The 15,401-nt window shown below is 62.2% G+C and carries 13 protein-coding genes; 2 read left to right on the top strand and 11 right to left on the bottom strand.

Features of this window, described 5'->3' with window-relative positions:
• Window positions 1-157: 157 nt before the first annotated feature.
• The 4 genes from CLV84_RS21760 to CLV84_RS06495 all read right to left on the bottom strand — a co-directional run bounded on the left by CLV84_RS21760 (window position 158) and on the right by CLV84_RS06495 (window position 5,323).
• On the bottom strand, window positions 158-298 hold the full coding sequence (locus tag CLV84_RS21760) for a hypothetical protein (RefSeq protein ID WP_170067594.1): 141 nt from the start codon (window positions 296-298) through the stop codon (window positions 158-160).
• 470 nt (window positions 299-768) lie between these two features.
• Entirely contained in the window at window positions 769-2,817 is a 2,049-nt protein-coding gene (locus CLV84_RS06505) for a glycoside hydrolase family 3 protein (protein ID WP_104418906.1), read from the bottom strand.
• Window positions 2,818-2,987: 170 nt separating this feature from the next.
• Window positions 2,988-4,058, bottom strand: a complete 1,071-nt coding sequence (locus CLV84_RS06500) for a leishmanolysin-related zinc metalloendopeptidase (protein WP_104418905.1) — start codon at window positions 4,056-4,058, stop codon at window positions 2,988-2,990.
• Between the two features lie 371 nt (window positions 4,059-4,429).
• Entirely contained in the window at window positions 4,430-5,323 is an 894-nt protein-coding gene (locus CLV84_RS06495) for a bestrophin family protein (protein WP_104418904.1), read from the bottom strand.
• A gap of 383 nt (window positions 5,324-5,706) precedes the next feature.
• Here CLV84_RS06495 and CLV84_RS06490 point away from each other — a divergent pair, with 383 nt between their 5' ends.
• Window positions 5,707-7,776, top strand: a complete 2,070-nt coding sequence (locus CLV84_RS06490) for an RICIN domain-containing protein (protein WP_104418903.1) — start codon at window positions 5,707-5,709, stop codon at window positions 7,774-7,776.
• An 84-nt stretch (window positions 7,777-7,860) separates the two neighbouring features.
• Window positions 7,861-8,238, top strand: a complete 378-nt coding sequence (locus CLV84_RS06485) for a ribosomal maturation YjgA family protein (protein WP_104418902.1) — start codon at window positions 7,861-7,863, stop codon at window positions 8,236-8,238.
• Between the two features lie 106 nt (window positions 8,239-8,344).
• On the opposite strand, the gene CLV84_RS06480 is transcribed toward CLV84_RS06485, so the two are convergent.
• From CLV84_RS06480 to CLV84_RS06450, 7 genes are all read right to left on the bottom strand, one after another.
• Window positions 8,345-8,980 (bottom strand): SET domain-containing protein, encoded by a 636-nt coding sequence (locus CLV84_RS06480; protein ID WP_104419528.1) that lies wholly within the window; start codon window positions 8,978-8,980, stop codon window positions 8,345-8,347.
• Window positions 8,981-9,071: 91 nt separating this feature from the next.
• Window positions 9,072-10,319, bottom strand: coding sequence for a hypothetical protein (locus CLV84_RS06475; RefSeq protein ID WP_104418901.1), 1,248 nt, complete (start codon window positions 10,317-10,319; stop codon window positions 9,072-9,074).
• 281 nt (window positions 10,320-10,600) lie between these two features.
• Window positions 10,601-11,203: a TlpA family protein disulfide reductase gene (locus tag CLV84_RS06470; protein WP_104418900.1), complete on the bottom strand. Its 603-nt coding sequence runs from the start codon at window positions 11,201-11,203 to the stop codon at window positions 10,601-10,603.
• Between the two features lie 34 nt (window positions 11,204-11,237).
• On the bottom strand, window positions 11,238-12,578 hold the full coding sequence (locus CLV84_RS06465) for an MBL fold metallo-hydrolase (RefSeq protein WP_104418899.1): 1,341 nt from the start codon (window positions 12,576-12,578) through the stop codon (window positions 11,238-11,240).
• 268 nt (window positions 12,579-12,846) lie between these two features.
• Complete coding sequence (locus CLV84_RS06460) at window positions 12,847-13,260, bottom strand: DUF6691 family protein (protein ID WP_104418898.1); 414 nt, start codon at window positions 13,258-13,260, stop codon at window positions 12,847-12,849.
• 3 nt (window positions 13,261-13,263) lie between these two features.
• Window positions 13,264-13,842: a YeeE/YedE family protein gene (locus CLV84_RS06455; protein WP_104418897.1), complete on the bottom strand. Its 579-nt coding sequence runs from the start codon at window positions 13,840-13,842 to the stop codon at window positions 13,264-13,266.
• Between the two features lie 68 nt (window positions 13,843-13,910).
• Complete coding sequence (locus CLV84_RS06450; RefSeq protein ID WP_104418896.1) at window positions 13,911-15,365, bottom strand: MBL fold metallo-hydrolase; 1,455 nt, start codon at window positions 15,363-15,365, stop codon at window positions 13,911-13,913.
• Between the last annotated feature and the right edge of the window lie 36 nt (window positions 15,366-15,401).

Genomic DNA, 15,401 nt, shown 5'->3' with positions numbered 1-15,401 from the left:
CGTTTCTTGCTCGTAGGCCTGGCGCACGGTCAAGCCCCGCAAGCTCGTATGGATGCGGTTGGTGTTGTACCAGCCTTCGATCTAGTTGAAATCTCACTCCAGGCTTGGTGGAGGCTACGGAACTCCCGGCGGTCGTTCACTCGACTTTAAGAGTTTTCTATAAGGATTCCGCCACGGCTTTGTCCCAGCAGTTGCCCCTGCGCGACTTGCTCTGGATGGCCCCGATCGCCGCCAGTTCCTCACGGAAGCGACCACAGCTGTACTGTACGCCACGGTCGGAGTGAAAGAGTAGATCCATCCTGCGGATTGCGCTTAACCACGGCCCGGCGCAGGGCAGCCACGGTGGTCGACTCCGCCGACAGATCGTCGCTGATTACCCAGCTGAAGATGCCACAGTCCGGTAGGTCTAGGATTATGGTCAGGTAGTACCAGCCGTGGTCAACCCCAAAGTAGGTGATATCTCTGACTCACTTTATGGCGAGCCGCGCTTCTGTATAGTCACAGTCCAGGCCGTTTCGTACCAGTAGCCGTAGATGGTTTTGCCGGTGGGGAAGGGCCGGTCGCTGCAGCTTAATGTAGCCAAGCAAAAGACTAAAAGGATTTGGTAGCCGCGTGGGTGGTATTGGAACCTCATTTTCGATTCGTGCTGCGTATCTGTTTGAAATGGGGTAAGTCGCGGTCGGAGACCGCATCGTACTGCCGCGGCCGGAGGCCGCATCCTACTGCGCGGTTGGAAACCGCGTCGTACGGCGCGGTCGGAGACCGCCACTACCAGCTCAGCCCCTCCCCAAACTTGAAGAGGCCATAGCCCGCTTCCTCGTCGTAGCCCGGTACGTCCGACAACTGCGCCTGCGCCGCCGCATCCGACACCGGCGTGGTGAAGGGCAGCTTGCCGCTCGGCGCGTAGGCACCGGTAAGGATATCCAGCACGGCCTCGGGAGTAGTGCCGAAGGTGGCCAGCACGGCGGGGATTTGCGGGTCGCCGTCGGTGTAGAGCTCGTCGATGGCCCAGGGGTTGCTGTAGTTGATCAGCAGGACGGTCGGCTTGTCGGCCATCAGGGCTTTGACGGCCGCTACGTCGATGCCGTTCGCGGAGAGGTTGACGTGGAGGGGGCTGCCGTCCGACTGGAACAGCGATTTGCCGCGGGGCAAAAGCCACAGCACCACCCGGTCGGCCGCGGCGGGGTCGTCGACGAATTCCACGGGCCAGTCCGCGGTAGCATCGGGGCGGTAGACCGTCACCGGATCGCCCTCGCGGCTGGGCAGGTAGGTGGCGAAGTAGACCTTTGTGCCCGCCGCCAGCGGCAGGGCCGCTTCGCCAGCTACCTCGCCATTGCGGAGCAGCACGATCGACTTCCGGTGCGCCTCCGCGGCCCGCTCCCGGAAGGCATCCTTACCGACCGTAGCGGTAGCCGCCGCCGGATCCACGTAGGGGTCCTCGAAGAGGCCGAGGCGGAATTTCTCCAGCAGCAGGCGGTAGACCGAGTCGTCCACGGCCGGTTCCAGCTCGGGGTAGGTGCGCAGGGTTTCCAGCAACAGAGTCGGGTCCGCGGTGCCGGAGAAGAGGTTGACGCCGGCCTCCAGGGCCGTTTTATAGCGCTCGGGGATGCTCAGCTCCTCCACGCCCCAGGGCATCATCTCGATCGGACCGGTATCGCTGTTGATGATGCCGTCGAAGCCGAGCCGCTCGCGCAGCACCCCCTGCAGTACCTCCCGGTTGTAGGCGTACGCCAGTTCCGGGTATTCGGTGCCCGTCGGGTAGGAGTAGTAGGGCATGATCGCCGAGGTACCGGCCTCAATGGCCGCCCGGAAGGGGATCAAATTATCTTCGAAGCGGCCGCCGGGGAAGACCATCCGCTTCCCCCAGTCGAAGTGGGGATCCTGTCCGCCCTCCGCGGCGCCGCCCCCGGGGAAGTGCTTGGTGGTCAGGGCGACGGAGCGCGGGTGAAGGGCTTCTCCCTGAAAGCCAAGGACAATCTCGCGCATCATTCGTGCCGCCAGTTCGGGGTCCTCTCCGAAGGTGCCCTCGGTCCGCTGCCAGCGGGGGTCGGTCGCCAGGTCGGCCATGTACATATAGCCCTTGCGCAGACCGACGGCCGTCCATTCCTGCCGCGCCGCGTCGGCAAATTCCCGCACCAGCTCGAAGTCGCGCATCGCCGCCAGTCCCAGCTCGCCCGGCCAAGCGGTGAAGGCGGAGGTGCCCACGTTGAGGCCCGCGGCCACGTCGACCGCGATGTGGTTACGCGGATTGGAGGCCACGATGGCCGGGATGCCCAGCCGCTGTTGCTCGCAGAGTGCCTGCAGGTTATTGGACCACTCGGCCAGGATCGCCGGCGCGGCCGTGGCCCGCAGGATGAAGTGGCGGCCGTGGAATTCCGTTACCGCCCGGGTGGTACCGGCCGAGCTCATCATCGGGGCGTCCAGCGGCTTGCGGGTGAAGATGTTCGTCTCGCTCACCTGGTCTTCCTCGTTGAAGCCGCTGGCGATCGGCTCCCCGCCCCCCGGACCGAAGCCCGCGTCGTTCTCCATCCGCGTCGTGCTGATCAGCAGGAAGCCGGCCTTTTCCTCCCGGGTCATCCGGCCCAGCAGGTCGCGGCTGCGCTCCTCGGCGCTAAGTCGCCAGTCCTCGTAGGGGTCAAGGGAATCGTTGCGGTTGAGGTCTTTGAAGGATTGCCCGTCTGCCGTCAGCAGCGGTACCGAGCGATGGCCCAGTGTTGGGGGTGTGGCGGCGGTGTCCATGGATTCCCCGGACGGTGTACGGCCGCAGGCGCTCAGCAGCAGGCCGAGGAGCAAAATGGTAAAAGGGTAAGTGTGCATGATCGACGAATCTTGGTCCCCGGCCCGAAGAGGAAGGTAGGCTTTTCTCGTTGCTTGTTGCGCTCCTCCCGCGCCCCGCCGCCCAAAAACAAAAACCCCCGCACGAAATTCGTGCGGGGGTCCTTTTGATAACGAGCGGCGCGGGCTAGCGCCCCAGCCCCATGTATCGATTACTTCGTAGTCACCGAGCCGATCGGCAGCAAGGTGATCTCACGGGCGGCGATGTTGATGCCTTCACCGTTCGTTTCGTCGTCGGAGGGGGTATCGTCACCGTCTACGTTGACGCCGGTAGCGCCTTCGGGCAGGTCGTAGCTTTCGCCCACCATGGCCGCGCCGTAACCGAGGTCACGCATGGAGCCGGCGGTGATGCGGCTGAGCGGATTTTCGCCCAGGTTCAGGAAGCCGGTCATCAGCTCGTTGTTGAGGGTAGCTTCTTTCCAGTGGCTGAACTGCGTACCGGGGCCGAAATCGTCCTCGATGGGCAGCTCGTAGGTACCGCCTTCTGCGTTCCAGAATACGTTGGCCTGCTTGCCGTCGAAGTAGGGAAGGTCTTCCGCGTTGAATTCCCGCAGGCTTCTGCCGCCGAAGTTCCACAGGGTACCGATACCGAGTACGTGGCCCATCTCGTGGATGATGACCTCTTCAAACAGGCCGAGCTCGTCGAGGAAGGCCAGGTCGGCCACGTCGAAGAACATGACACCCGACAGCGTCAGGTTATCTTCGGTGCGTACGAAGCGGGGACCGGCCTGTCCCAGGATGCCACCCTCACCGTCGATGGGCGCCAGGGCGACCTCGATGAGGATGTCGTCCACGGTGCCGTCAATGGCGGGGGGGAAGCCGGTGAAGGCCGAGGGGATGGTACCGGTAAAGGAAGGAACGTCCTTGATGATGATGCGCTCCCAGCGGGCGGCGGCGTCGTTGAAGACCTGCTCCTGCTGTTCCGTGACCGGGACGATATATTTCAGGGTGATGTTGAAGCGGCCGCGATCAACGCCGGGGGCCTGGGTCGCGCGCTTCTTCTTTCCCAGTTCTTCCATTCCGGCAACGTCGCTTGCCTGGATGGTCACCCACTCCTCGGGGTTGGGAGCGAGTTCGATGATCTGCTGGGGGAGCGCTTCCTCCTGGGGAGCGATCACCTCGTCGGTGTCTTCCGTACAGGCCGTAAACAGCACGGGGAAGAGCAGGGCGGCACAGAGTGCCCGGAAGACGGTGGTGGAAAAGGGTAAACGTTTGATAAGCATAAAGTCAGTGACTTGGGTTAGGGAAATGAGTTGGTTTTGAAAGCTTACCGAGCTCGATGAGCCACGGGGCCCACGGTCGGATGTCGAAAAGTAACCATTGTCAATTCGCTATCCTAATGGTGTTGCACCACGTAGTCAGTGATTGGGTTGTTGTGTCTTCCGGCCGCGTTTTGATCCGGTCCGGTTTTACCGCCCATCCTGGCGCTTCGCCGCAACGGTCAATTGCCGTCAGCGTGCCCGCGCCTTCCGGGTACCGGCAGCCGCTGAAGAGGATCCGGCCCGGATCCTGGCTCAGGTTCGAGCAAAAAACGGTCCTTTCCCGGCCCGCGAACGCACGATTACCCGCGCTCCGCCGCCATATTGCGGTACCGCTACATCAGATAAAAATCCTCCGGTTGCACCTTGGGCGGCAGCTCCGTCTCCCCCAGCAGCTGCCGCAGGTTGATGTCGATGGTACGGCTGATGGCCGTCATCGCGGTATCGGTGGGGAGGTTTTCGAAGGGATCCTGGAGGAGGTAGGCGGCTTTTTCCAGGTAGAAGAAGATCATGGAGAGCACCACGACGATCACGATTTCCAGCACGATGCTGAGCTGCAGGGGCACCGACAGGATCAGAAAGATCGAAAAGAGGTAGATCGCCAGGTGCAGGCCTTTGCGGTAATTGGTCGGAAAAACGGTATTCTTGATCCGCTCGCATTTCCCCATGGAGGCGGTCAGCCGCACCAGGGTCTCATCGATCTGGAGGCGACTGAAGTTGTCGAGCAACTCGGAGCCGCTGAGTTGCTTGGCGGAGGCGGTCTGCAGGCCCAGGATACCGAGGGGAACGTTTTTGTGCCGCCGTAGCCCGTCCAACTCGTCGGCGGGGAGCAGCCCGTCGAGGTCCACCATCGGCTCCTGCTCCCGCAGCGACCGGGTGAGGGCGTAACACCAGGCGATCTGGCGGTAGGCCATCTGGCGGATGACGGGATTCTCAGCCTCCAGATACAGTTGCAGCTGTAGCACCAGCGAGCGGGAGTCGTTTACGATGGCCCCCCAGATCTTGCGGGCCTCCCACCAGCGGTCGTACGACTGGCCGATCTTGAACGACAACAGGATGGAAATCGCGATACCGAGGGTGGTGGCGATGTTGATCGGGATCTCCGGAAGCCGGTACCCCAGGATCAACGGTAAGGTTTCAAAGGCCACCGCGCCGGTCAGCACGATGAAAAAGGGCACTTTGACCTTGTCGAAGATGTAGCTAAAGGGAAGAAATTTTTGGGTAATCATGGGCAGCGGGGAAGGGCGAAACGGGGAAAACCGGAAATTTTAGTCCGGGTTCAAAGTAACGGCACGCTGCGGGAACAGGGTCTCCTTCGGTGGCGGCGGACCGGGCTTCCCGGCTCCTGTTCCAAATTTTCCCCTATTTTGACCCGGCTTTTGAATGGATCGGCGCTGCGCCGGGAAAAACGTTGATACCCCGGAGTCGATCCTTCCGCACCAGACACCTATTCAGGACGGGCAATTCGTCCGCCTAACCGGAGTTCCCCAGGCTACCGATCCCCCCAGTTGATTTTTGCTTTTGCATCACCTCCTTGCCGGTGATCGTTCGTGCGCGCCCGCCTGGTTCGTGCACGTAGGGGCCGGATCATTTCATCTACAATCAACTCCGTATGCGATTCAATCTTTACCCGAAGTTCCTGCTCGATCTCATGTCCGGCTCCCGCGCTCCGGCGCCCCGCCCCACCCTGCCGTTGCTCTTGCTGGCCCTGTTGCTAAGTACCGCGGCGGCCGCGCAATCGACCAAGCTGTTCCGCCCCGCCGACTCCCCCGAGCTGGAACGGCGGGTGGGCGACCGCGATGCCGACCTCACGGCCTTCGCCCTCCTCACCCTCGACGAGACCGAAGCCCTCCGGCTGCTCGGCGACCGCCCCCCCACCCTGTCGGTAGCGCTGCCCGATCCGCGGGGACGGGGCACGCTCGACCTGGAGCTGGCGCGCTTCGAATTGCTGGGGCCGGGTTTCCAAATCGTCGAGATGCCCGCCAATGTCGTGGTTACCGACCAGCCGGAAAGCGTGTTTTACCGCGGTGAGGTTGCCGGCCGGGAAGGGTCCGTGGCCGTACTGAGCATCATCGACGGGGCGGTCACGGGACTGGTCAGCCTGCCCGGCGAATCGGGGGAACTGAACCTCGTCCGACTGGAAGACGAGGCTGCCTACCTCTTCTACGACGACCTGCAGATCGAGGATAAATTTCCCGACCTGGATTGCGAGGTCCGCGCGCCCGGGGGCGGCCAACCGCCGGTCGACAAATCCAAACCGGAGGGCGTGGTCGGTAAGGTCGACGGCTGCTTCGGCATCTACCTCGACATCGGGCAGGAGGTGTACGCCGAGCGCGGGAGCAGCAATGCCGCCGTATCCTTCCTTCTGGCAGCCTTTGCGCAGGTCGCGACCCTCTACGCTAATGAGGACATCGACCTTACCGTCAGCGGCACCACCGTGTGGACCACCCGGGAGCCCTTCTACAAAAACCTCGACCGCTACCGTGCGCACCGCGCCGCGGACAACGCGGACGGCAGCGTGGCCCACTACGTCCATCGCGGCGGCAGCGGCGGCGTGGCCTATCTAAACGTGCTGTGCAACGAAAACTACGGCTACGGCCTCTCGGGGATCGACAACAGTTACCGCGCCGTACCGAACTACTCCTGGACCGTCTTCGTGCTCGCCCACGAACTCGGCCACAATTTCGGGTCCGAGCACACCCACGATTGCGCCTGGAACGGCAACAACACCCCGCTGGACAACTGCGCCTCCATGAACGGCGGCTGCGCAACGACCGACTTTATTCCCCAGGATGGCGGAACGATCATGAGCTACTGCCACATCAAGGGCGTGGGAATCAACTTCTCCAAGGGTTTCGGAGAGCAGCCCGGTGACCGCATCCGCTCCCGCGCCGCCGCGGCCAATTGTACCGGCTACGATTGCGGGACAGGCACCGGCGGCGGAGACGATGACGATGACGTAGCGATTCTCCCCGACGGCCAGTACTACCTCACCGCCCGCCACAGCGGCAAACAACTCCGCATCGAAGCGGGACAGAAAAATAACGGCGCCAGCGTCGTGCAACACGTTTCCCGTGATCTCCGCTCCCAAAAGTGGAACCTGGTGCACCTCGGTGACGACGTGTACCGACTGATCAATGAGCACACCGGCAAGGCCCTGGAGGTGCTGGCCGGCAGCGCTGAAAACGGTGCCAACATCGTGAACTGGTCCTACGCAGGGGATAGCCATCAGCGGTGGCTGATCGAATCCGTCGGCGACGGCTATTACCACCTCCGTGCCCGCCACACGGACAAATGCGTGAACATCAGCGGAAGCTCGACGGCCAACGGGGGGAACGCGATCCAGTGGTCGTGCACCCTCGGGACGAACGACGACTTCCGCTTCGAGGCGGTAAGCGCCGCCCTGGTGACCGATGCCCCGCAGCGGATGGCGCTGTCCCTCTACCCGAATCCGACCGACGGCGCCGTGCACCTGGAACTGCGCCTGAACGCGGACCTGGAAAACGGCCTCGTCACCCTCACCGATGTCCGCGGCCGTACGCTGGAGCAATGGCCCTTCCAAGCCCTCCCCGGCACCCACGAACTGGATTTCGACCTGAGCGGCCGGCCCGCCGGTATGTACGTCGTCCGCGTCCGGGCGGGTGCGGAAAGTGTTTCCCACCGGCTGGTTAAAACGGAGTAGGCGAACCGGTAATGAGCCACAAGCGTGGAGGGGAATCGGGTAACCAAATCTTCTCCGCGCTTGTAGGCTTATTTTGCAACCCCAATGCTGACCTTTCGCCCCCGGTATTTCCTGCTGACCGTCGTCCTTTTCCTCGTGGAGGTGGCGATCGCCCTTTTCGTCCGGGACGCGTGGGTACGGCCCTACGGCGGTGACTTCCTGGTCGTGATCCTGATTTACTGCTTCCTGCGCACCTTCGTCGCCCGGCCGCCGCTTACGCTGGCGGTGGTGACGCTGGTGTTTTCCTTCGCCGTCGAATTCGCCCAGCTGTTCCGGATCGTGGAGGTACTGGGATTAAAGGGCAACCGGCTCGCGGAGACCGTGATCGGCACGGGATTCAGCCTGGGGGACCTGGTGGCCTATAGCCTGGGCGTGATCGTAGCGTATGCCCTGGACCGGCGGTACGGTGATAGGGCTGGATGACGGCCCTTGCCCCGTGGCCACGTTGAGGCAAGAGCCTTACGGATCGGCGGAAGGTATCCCGCCGAATCCGTAAGGCTATGTTGCGGCGTGAACGGCGGGCAGCCGTCTATTTGGTATTGGAAGCTACGTGGTTCGCGCTTTCCACCGCGTCCGTACTGCCGTGAAATTTCAGGGCATAGACCGAGCGGTAGGCATCGGCGTCGTTCTCCAGCCGGTCCAGATCGGCCCGGGTGGCGGGAGTAAGGTAGGGCAGCAGGGGCTGGTCGACGGCAAAGAGGCGGGGGATGGAGCGTTGAATCTTCTCGTCCCAGACTTCGTAGTGCTTATCGAAATCGCCCGGACCGATGCGTTTCCGGCAGCCGGGCTTCCCGCACATGAGATCCATCTCGATGTCGAGATTGAAGATGCCGTATTCGTCGGTGATCTGCTCTCCGGCCTTGATCGGGCGGATCGCCATTTCGAAGCCGTAGCCGGTGCTGATCGTGTTGCAGTCACAGCAGTGGTTGACGTACTTAGCGAAGTCCCAGCTAACGATGCGGTTGCCGTTTTCGTCGATGTAGGAGTACTTGTCGACTACCTCCCGCATTTCCGGACCGTGGCCGGCGTAATCCTGGGGGGTGATCACCAACTCGAGGCTGTCCTTGACATAGACGATGGTGCCTTCGGGGATATCGGCGGTGGCGAAGACGCCGTAACCGATACTGGGGTTGATGAATTGCAGACGGGTATTCGGATGAATCATGGTTGGGCCCCGGGTGATATTGCTCCGCGGCGGGTTAAAAATACCTTGTTTGTTAATAATAGGGTGAAAATTTTTCACTCCGCCCGCGGAGCTACCAGATAACTACGCTTCCAAGCCCGAGATAGGAACCCCGACGCACGGATCCCGCGCCCGCTTGCTGAAAAAAGGTGTTGTTGGTCACCACCGGATCACCCGCCCCGGCGCTCCCGCTGCGGTGCGCATAGAAGAGGGAAAACTTCGTATCCGGATTCAGGTAGAGATTGAACCCGACGTCCAGGCCGGAGTCGCTGCCAGTATACAACTCTAGTTGCTGGGCGGTGGTGACGGCTTCCCGCGTCGTCGGTCCCCGAAACCACCAGTAGCTCACCGTGGGTTGCAGGGTGCGCTCCGCCGGTAGCGGCCAGTTTCGACTGATGCGCAGGTAGCCGGTACGGGCGGCCCAGCGTTGGGTAACCGGTTCCGTTTCCAGTCGCCGGCGCAGCCAAAGGTACTCTCCGTCTACTTGCCACTGACCGTGATTGCCCACCCATTCCCATCCGTAAGCCTCGTTGGAGCTAAACAGGTCGGTCTCCCCCTGTCGGGCGGCGGTGAGGCTGACCGTCAGCCCGGTACGGTCCCCGAAGTAGTTCACGCGCCGGGTGACGGAGTAGCTTGCCGCCTCCGCGTCGCCAAACTGAAACGACACCCGACTACTCAGCAGCGGACGGTAGCGCTCCCCCACCGAATTACCGTCGTAGGCGGTAAAGGTGGGATTTTGGAGGGCCGCCTCGTAGGTCAGGTGAAAGTTACCGCCCGGGTCGTGGTACTGGCCGGCCAGCATAAGGCCGAGCGCCCGCCCCGATCCGGCGCCCGTCAACTGCCGGCGGAGGTAAAACTGCGACCAGGCCTTTTCGAAGCTGGTACTCCGCAGGGCGGGGGTGATGCTCTCCCGGCCGATGAGCGGCAGGAAATAGCCGGTGACCAGGTAAAGCCGGTCGCTCTCCCGTGTCAGTTGCCACTGCAGCCAGGCGTTCCAGATCCGGAATATGGGGGCATTGCCGTTGAGGCTGCCGGCCTGGGTGGCGGCCAGCACGTCGTGCCCCAGCAGATCGAGGGCCGTGACGATATTGAACTTTAACCGCTCGTAGGGCTGACCGCTCAGTCCGAAGCGACTGCGCCGCAACTGCACGTTCACGCGATCGTCCACCCGTCGGTAGGTCCCCGTCTCCGCATCGTACACCTGCATATTCATGCTGTAGGTGGACCAGAACTGAAGTCCGATCGAGGGTTTGATCCGGTAGTCGGCCAGGAGGCGGGTAATGCGGCTGCTGTCGGATTGCCCGAATAGGGAAAGGGTCATTAGCAGCGAGGAAAAAAGGAGAACGGCACGCCTCATCTAATCGGATTTTGGCGTTGCACCCGCGCTCCGCCGCGCAAAATTGCCACATTTTTCCCTGGAAAGCGGGGAAACCTTTGATCGGCCCTACTCCTGCATCAACCGGCCCCGCCCAGTACCTGGAGGGCGTGCCGTGTGGGCCCCAATATTAACCGTATGTTAATTTTCGCCGGGTCGTCGGTAGCCAACTCGTCGGACGAGTAGTGGTCGGACGACTACTGGTCCGACGAATACTCGCGCGACCACTACGGCCGCAGCCGCTCCAGTAGCTCCCGAAATGCCCGGGTATCGTACTGCGCCATCCCCTTCCGCGCCACCACCACCTCTCCCGAGGGGGCAATGACGTAGGTGGTAGGCAGGGTGCCGGAACTGAGGCTTTCCGGTAGTGTGCCGCGAAGGTGGTAGACCGGAAAATCGAATCCGTGGCGCTCGACGTAGTCAGTGCCTTTGGTAACATCCTCCTCGACGTTAAGCAGTACGAAGGCGATGTCGGGATCCGTGGCGTAGTCGGCATGCAGGGCGGCGATGTTCGGCAGCTCCGCCAGGCAGGGCGGGCACCAGCTGGCCCACAGGTTGAGGAATATTACCTTACCCGCCAGCGCGTGGGCGTCGACGGTTCGGCCGGCGGAATCGGTCATACGGAATTTCAGGTGGTCGGTGGTCGGCGGCGTAACGGTAGTGGCCGTCGGGAGGGTCACGTCGGTCTCCGGTCGGAGAAGCCCGGTAGCCAGGATGCCGCGCTGAACGAAGGCGATTACCGGAGTGTGAAGTCCCGTCAGGTACAGCCCGCCAAAGACCAGGCCGGGGAAGAACCAGGTGTTGAGGAATCGCTTCAGCGTGGGGAACATAGCGTAGGGGGAGATTAATCGGTGACGGGGTAGCTCAATCCTGAAAGTCCTTTACCGCCTCGCTTAGATCGAATACGTCCACTCCCTTCGTCCGCGCCGCAACGATGCTCGCCGCGATGGCCGAGCGGTATCCCCCGGCACAGTGGACCACCACCGGCTTGTCGGTAGGGATCTCCCCTACCCGGTCCTGCAACTCCGGCAGGGGGATGGGGATTGCCGAAGCGAAAATTTTGCCCTTGGCTACTTCACTGCCGTTGCGGACGTCCACGATGGTGTAGTGCTCGGGGTGTTCCCGGAAGTCCGGCAGGTCGAGCGGATCGAGGCCGGCCGAAGCAGCCGATTCGCGCATGGGAAAAGCGGCACGGAGATAGGATTCGTAGCCGATTTTGGTGGCTTTGCGAAGAACCTGCTCCAGCGCCTTCTCATCTTTGGCAACGAGGTAATACGGCGTACGCGGCGCTACCATGGCCCCCAGCCAGGTTTCGAACTTGCCGCCGTCCTGGATATTGAGGGCCCCGGGCAGGTGGCCGAGTTTGAAGGTGGCTTCGTCGCGGGTATCGACTACGACCACCTCCTTTTCCGGGGTGAATCCGTACGTTTCGCGGCGTACATCCGCAAGACTATCCTGAAGATTCGGCGCGCCCTGCTTGTTCACCTCCACGTTGTAGGGGAAGTACTGTGGCACAAAGGGTTGATCGGCCAGTAGCCATTCGACGAATTCGGCTTCGGTCATTGCCTGCAGCGCTGGGTTTTCCTTCAGTTGTTTACCGATGGTGGAGCTGCGCTCGTCGCTCAGTCCCTTACCGCAGAGGCTGCCGGCGCCGTGGGCGGGGTAGACTTCGGTGCCCGGGTCGAGCGGCATCAGTTTGTCGCGCAGGCTGTGGTACATGGCCCTGGCCAGCCGCTCTTTCTTGCTCTCCGCCTCGCCGCCGGATTCCCGCAGGTCCGGGCGACCGACGTCACCCACGAATAGGGTATCCCCGGTGAAGACCGCAAGTTGCTTGCCACTGGCATCCGTCAGCAGGATGCAGATGCTGTCCGGCGAGTGGCCGGGGGTATCTAGGGCGGTAAGCGTATGGTCGCCGAGGGAGAAGGTATCCTCCCCGTTGAAGGCCCGGTGGGGGTAGCCGGCGCCGGTCTTGCCGCTGGTCAGGATGGGTGCGTCAGTCGTTCCGTGCATTTCCAGGTGGGCGGAAACGAAGTCGGCGTGGGGGTGGGTCTCGATGATGGCCGTCAGCCTGGTGCCCGTCTTTCCCAGATAATCATAGTAAGGCTGCGAGTCCCGGGCCGGGTCGATGACAACGGCTTCGTTGTCCGCGTACACGATATAGGATGCGTGGGCTAGGCCCTCGTCGTAGAATTGCTTGATGCTCATGGTTCAGGTTATACGTTCAGAAATTGGCTTGGTTCCCGCGCTGCGGCGCCCCGAAGCAATATGAGAAGATGGGGTGGGGAAAGATTGCGTGGTGATTATTACGAAATTTGCCGCGTGGCTGGCGGCCAATGTTAACCGTAGGTTAATTTTCGTGACCTCGTCCGACGACTAGCCGTCCGACCACTACTCGTCGGGCGAAAACTCGTCGGGCGACTAGCCGTCCGACCACTACTCGCGCGACCACTAGCCGCCCCGCCAAGACAGTCCCCTAATGCGGCAATCGGTCGCGCAATACGCCATAGGTAAAGGTGCCCAAAATGGAGCTCAGGATCACCGCCCCGATCAGCCAGATGCCCTGGCCGAGGAGGACGAACATCGGTCCCGGACAAGCCCCGGTAAGCGCCCACCCCAGACCGAAGAGGATGCCGCCGTAGAGGTAGCGGGGCACGCTGAAGTCCTTGGGTCTAAGCCGTAGCTCCTCCCCGTGGATGGCCTTCCAGTCGAAGCGCTTGGCCAGCGCTATGCCGATCGCCCCGACGATGACCGCCGTACCGATGATGCCGTACATGTGAAAGCTCTCGAAGCGGAACATCTCCTGGATGCGGTACCAGGAAACGGCCTCCGATTTCGTCATCACGAAGCCGAAGAAGGCCCCGATGGTGAGATAAGTGAAGTAGTGCATGGGTTATTGGAGTTGCAGGATGAGGGGAAGGATCAACCAGCTCATGGCCAGTCCGCCGATGAAGAAGCCGATCACGGCGATGAGTGACGGTAGCTGGAGATTCGACAAGCCGCTGATCGCGTGCCCGCTCGTACAGCCCCCGGCCCAGCGGGCGCCAAAGCCGATGAGAAAGCCACCCACGACTACTGTAAGGAGGGTGGCGAGGGAGAACTCGCTAAGGGCGAACAGCTCCGCCGGCACGTAGGAAGAGCCCACCTGCTCGCCCGGCGCGGAGACCCCCACCGAACGCAAATAGTCGATGGTTTCCGAAGAGATCTGCACCGGCTCCGGCGAGGGGAAGACGTAGTACGCCAGGAAGCCGCCAAAAACGCTGCCGCCTACGAAGAGCAGGTTCCACTGCTGGGCCCGCCAGTCGATGTCGAAGAAGGGGTACTTCCGCCCCGCCCCGGCGATGGTACAGGCGGTGCGCAGATTGGAGGAAACACCGAATTCCTTACCGGCGTAGAGCAGCATGAACATAACGGCCGCGATGGCGATGCCGCTGACGGACCAGTGCCAGGGTCCGGAGATGGTTTCTAACATAGTTGGTTGGGGTTATAAAAAGGGGAAGGCCCCGCACATGCGGGAACCCTCCGGAAAAACACCTTAACTTATAAAACGGCTATGACGGCTCGGTCCACCGCTTGCTGATCGATTTTGGTCGGACAGGTATAGGCGGTTTTGGGTAGATCGGTATCCTTGATGGCACTCCAGCCACCCTCCACGTTCACCAGGTGGCGGTAGCCCCGGGCCTGCAGGATGGAGGCGGCAATAAGGGAACGGTAACCGCTGCCACAGTGCAGGTAATAGGTCTCCTCGCGGTCGAGTTCCTGCATCCGGCTCCCGTTGATGTAGTCGAGGGGGAAGTTTTCCCCGGCTTCCAGGTGCTCGGATAAAAACTCGGTGGGCTTGCGGGTATCCAGGATGTGGTCCACCCCGCCCCGCTCCACCCGGGTAGCAAACTCGGTGGCGGAGATCGTTTCGATGGTATCCACTTCCCGGCCGGCTGCCCGCCAGGCAGCGATGCCGCCGTCGAGGTAGCCGAGGGTAGTATCGTAGCCTACCCGCGATAGCCGGGTCACCACCTCTTCCTCCCGGCCGGCGGGGGCCACGATCAGGATGGGCTGCTTGATGTCCACGATAAGGGCGCCCACCCAGGGGGCGAACTGCCCGTCGATGCCGATAAAGATGCTGTTCGGGATGAAGCCGGCGGCGAAGTCGGCCCGGTCGCGCACGTCCAGGATCAGGGCGTCTTCGCTTTCGGCCAGTTGCTCGAACTTGTCGGCGGTCAGGGCCCGGTTTCCACGACCGAGTACCTCGTCGAATCGGTCGTAGCCCCCCTTATTCATCTGGGCGTTTTTGGCGAAGTACTGCGGCGGCGGGGTCAGCCCGGCGGTCACTTCCCGTACGAATTCCTCCCGGGTCATATCGGCCCGCAGCGCGTAGTTGGTCCGCTTCTGATCACCCAGACGGCCGAAGGTCTCCTTACTCAGGTTCTTGCCACAGGCCGATCCGGCACCGTGGGCGGGGTAAACGAGCACGTCGTCGGCCAGCGGCATGATCTTACCGCGCAGGCTGTTGAAAAGGTAGCCGGCCAAGTCTTCCTTGGTCACCTCCCCCTGCTTGATGGCGAGGTCGGGCCGACCGACGTCGCCCAGGAACAGGGTATCGCCCGTGAAGAGGGCGTAGTCCTTGCCGGAGGCGTCACGGAGCAAAAAGGTGCTGCTCTCCATGGTATGGCCGGGGGTGTGAAGCACTACGAAGGTGAGTTCCCCCACCCGCAGCGCTTCCCCGTCGGCGGCGGAGTAGATCGCATAGTCGGGATCGGCGAGGGGTCCGTAGACGATCTGCGCCCCGGTTTCCCGCGCCAGGTCCAGGTGGCCGGAGACGAAATCGGCGTGGAAGTGGGTCTCGAAAATATACTTCAGCCGGGCACCGGTTTCCGCTAGTTTTTTCAGGTACGGCCCCGTTTCCCGCAGCGGGTCGATGATAACGGCCTCCCCGGCGCTTTCGATGTAGTAAGCGCCCTGGGCGAGGCATCCGGTATAGATCTGTTCGACGTTCATGGTATAGATATTTTGGTAATACAAAGGTAGGGCGGG

The organism is Neolewinella xylanilytica (assembly GCF_002934605.1).
GTDB classification, from domain to species: domain Bacteria; phylum Bacteroidota; class Bacteroidia; order Chitinophagales; family Saprospiraceae; genus Neolewinella; species Neolewinella xylanilytica.
This window is presented reverse-complemented; position numbering and strand designations above follow the sequence as displayed.

What these genes read in the sequence shown, in the direction of transcription:
- CLV84_RS06475 (WP_104418901.1), bottom strand. Translation starts at nt 10,319, where the DNA reads ATGACCCTTTCCCTATTCGGGCAATCCGACAGCAGCCGCATTACCCGC.
- CLV84_RS06500 (WP_104418905.1), bottom strand. Translation starts at nt 4,058, where the DNA reads ATGCTTATCAAACGTTTACCCTTTTCCACCACCGTCTTCCGGGCACTC.
- CLV84_RS06490 (WP_104418903.1), top strand. Translation starts at nt 5,707, where the DNA reads ATGCGATTCAATCTTTACCCGAAGTTCCTGCTCGATCTCATGTCCGGC.
- CLV84_RS06495 (WP_104418904.1), bottom strand. Translation starts at nt 5,323, where the DNA reads ATGATTACCCAAAAATTTCTTCCCTTTAGCTACATCTTCGACAAGGTC.
- CLV84_RS06480 (WP_104419528.1), bottom strand. Translation starts at nt 8,980, where the DNA reads ATGATTCATCCGAATACCCGTCTGCAATTCATCAACCCCAGTATCGGT.
- CLV84_RS06450 (WP_104418896.1), bottom strand. Translation starts at nt 15,365, where the DNA reads ATGAACGTCGAACAGATCTATACCGGATGCCTCGCCCAGGGCGCTTAC.
- CLV84_RS06455 (WP_104418897.1), bottom strand. Translation starts at nt 13,842, where the DNA reads ATGTTAGAAACCATCTCCGGACCCTGGCACTGGTCCGTCAGCGGCATC.
- CLV84_RS06505 (WP_104418906.1), bottom strand. Translation starts at nt 2,817, where the DNA reads ATGCACACTTACCCTTTTACCATTTTGCTCCTCGGCCTGCTGCTGAGC.
- CLV84_RS21760 (WP_170067594.1), bottom strand. Translation starts at nt 298, where the DNA reads ATGGATCTACTCTTTCACTCCGACCGTGGCGTACAGTACAGCTGTGGT.
- CLV84_RS06465 (WP_104418899.1), bottom strand. Translation starts at nt 12,578, where the DNA reads ATGAGCATCAAGCAATTCTACGACGAGGGCCTAGCCCACGCATCCTAT.
- CLV84_RS06470 (WP_104418900.1), bottom strand. Translation starts at nt 11,203, where the DNA reads ATGTTCCCCACGCTGAAGCGATTCCTCAACACCTGGTTCTTCCCCGGC.
- CLV84_RS06460 (WP_104418898.1), bottom strand. Translation starts at nt 13,260, where the DNA reads ATGCACTACTTCACTTATCTCACCATCGGGGCCTTCTTCGGCTTCGTG.
- CLV84_RS06485 (WP_104418902.1), top strand. Translation starts at nt 7,861, where the DNA reads ATGCTGACCTTTCGCCCCCGGTATTTCCTGCTGACCGTCGTCCTTTTC.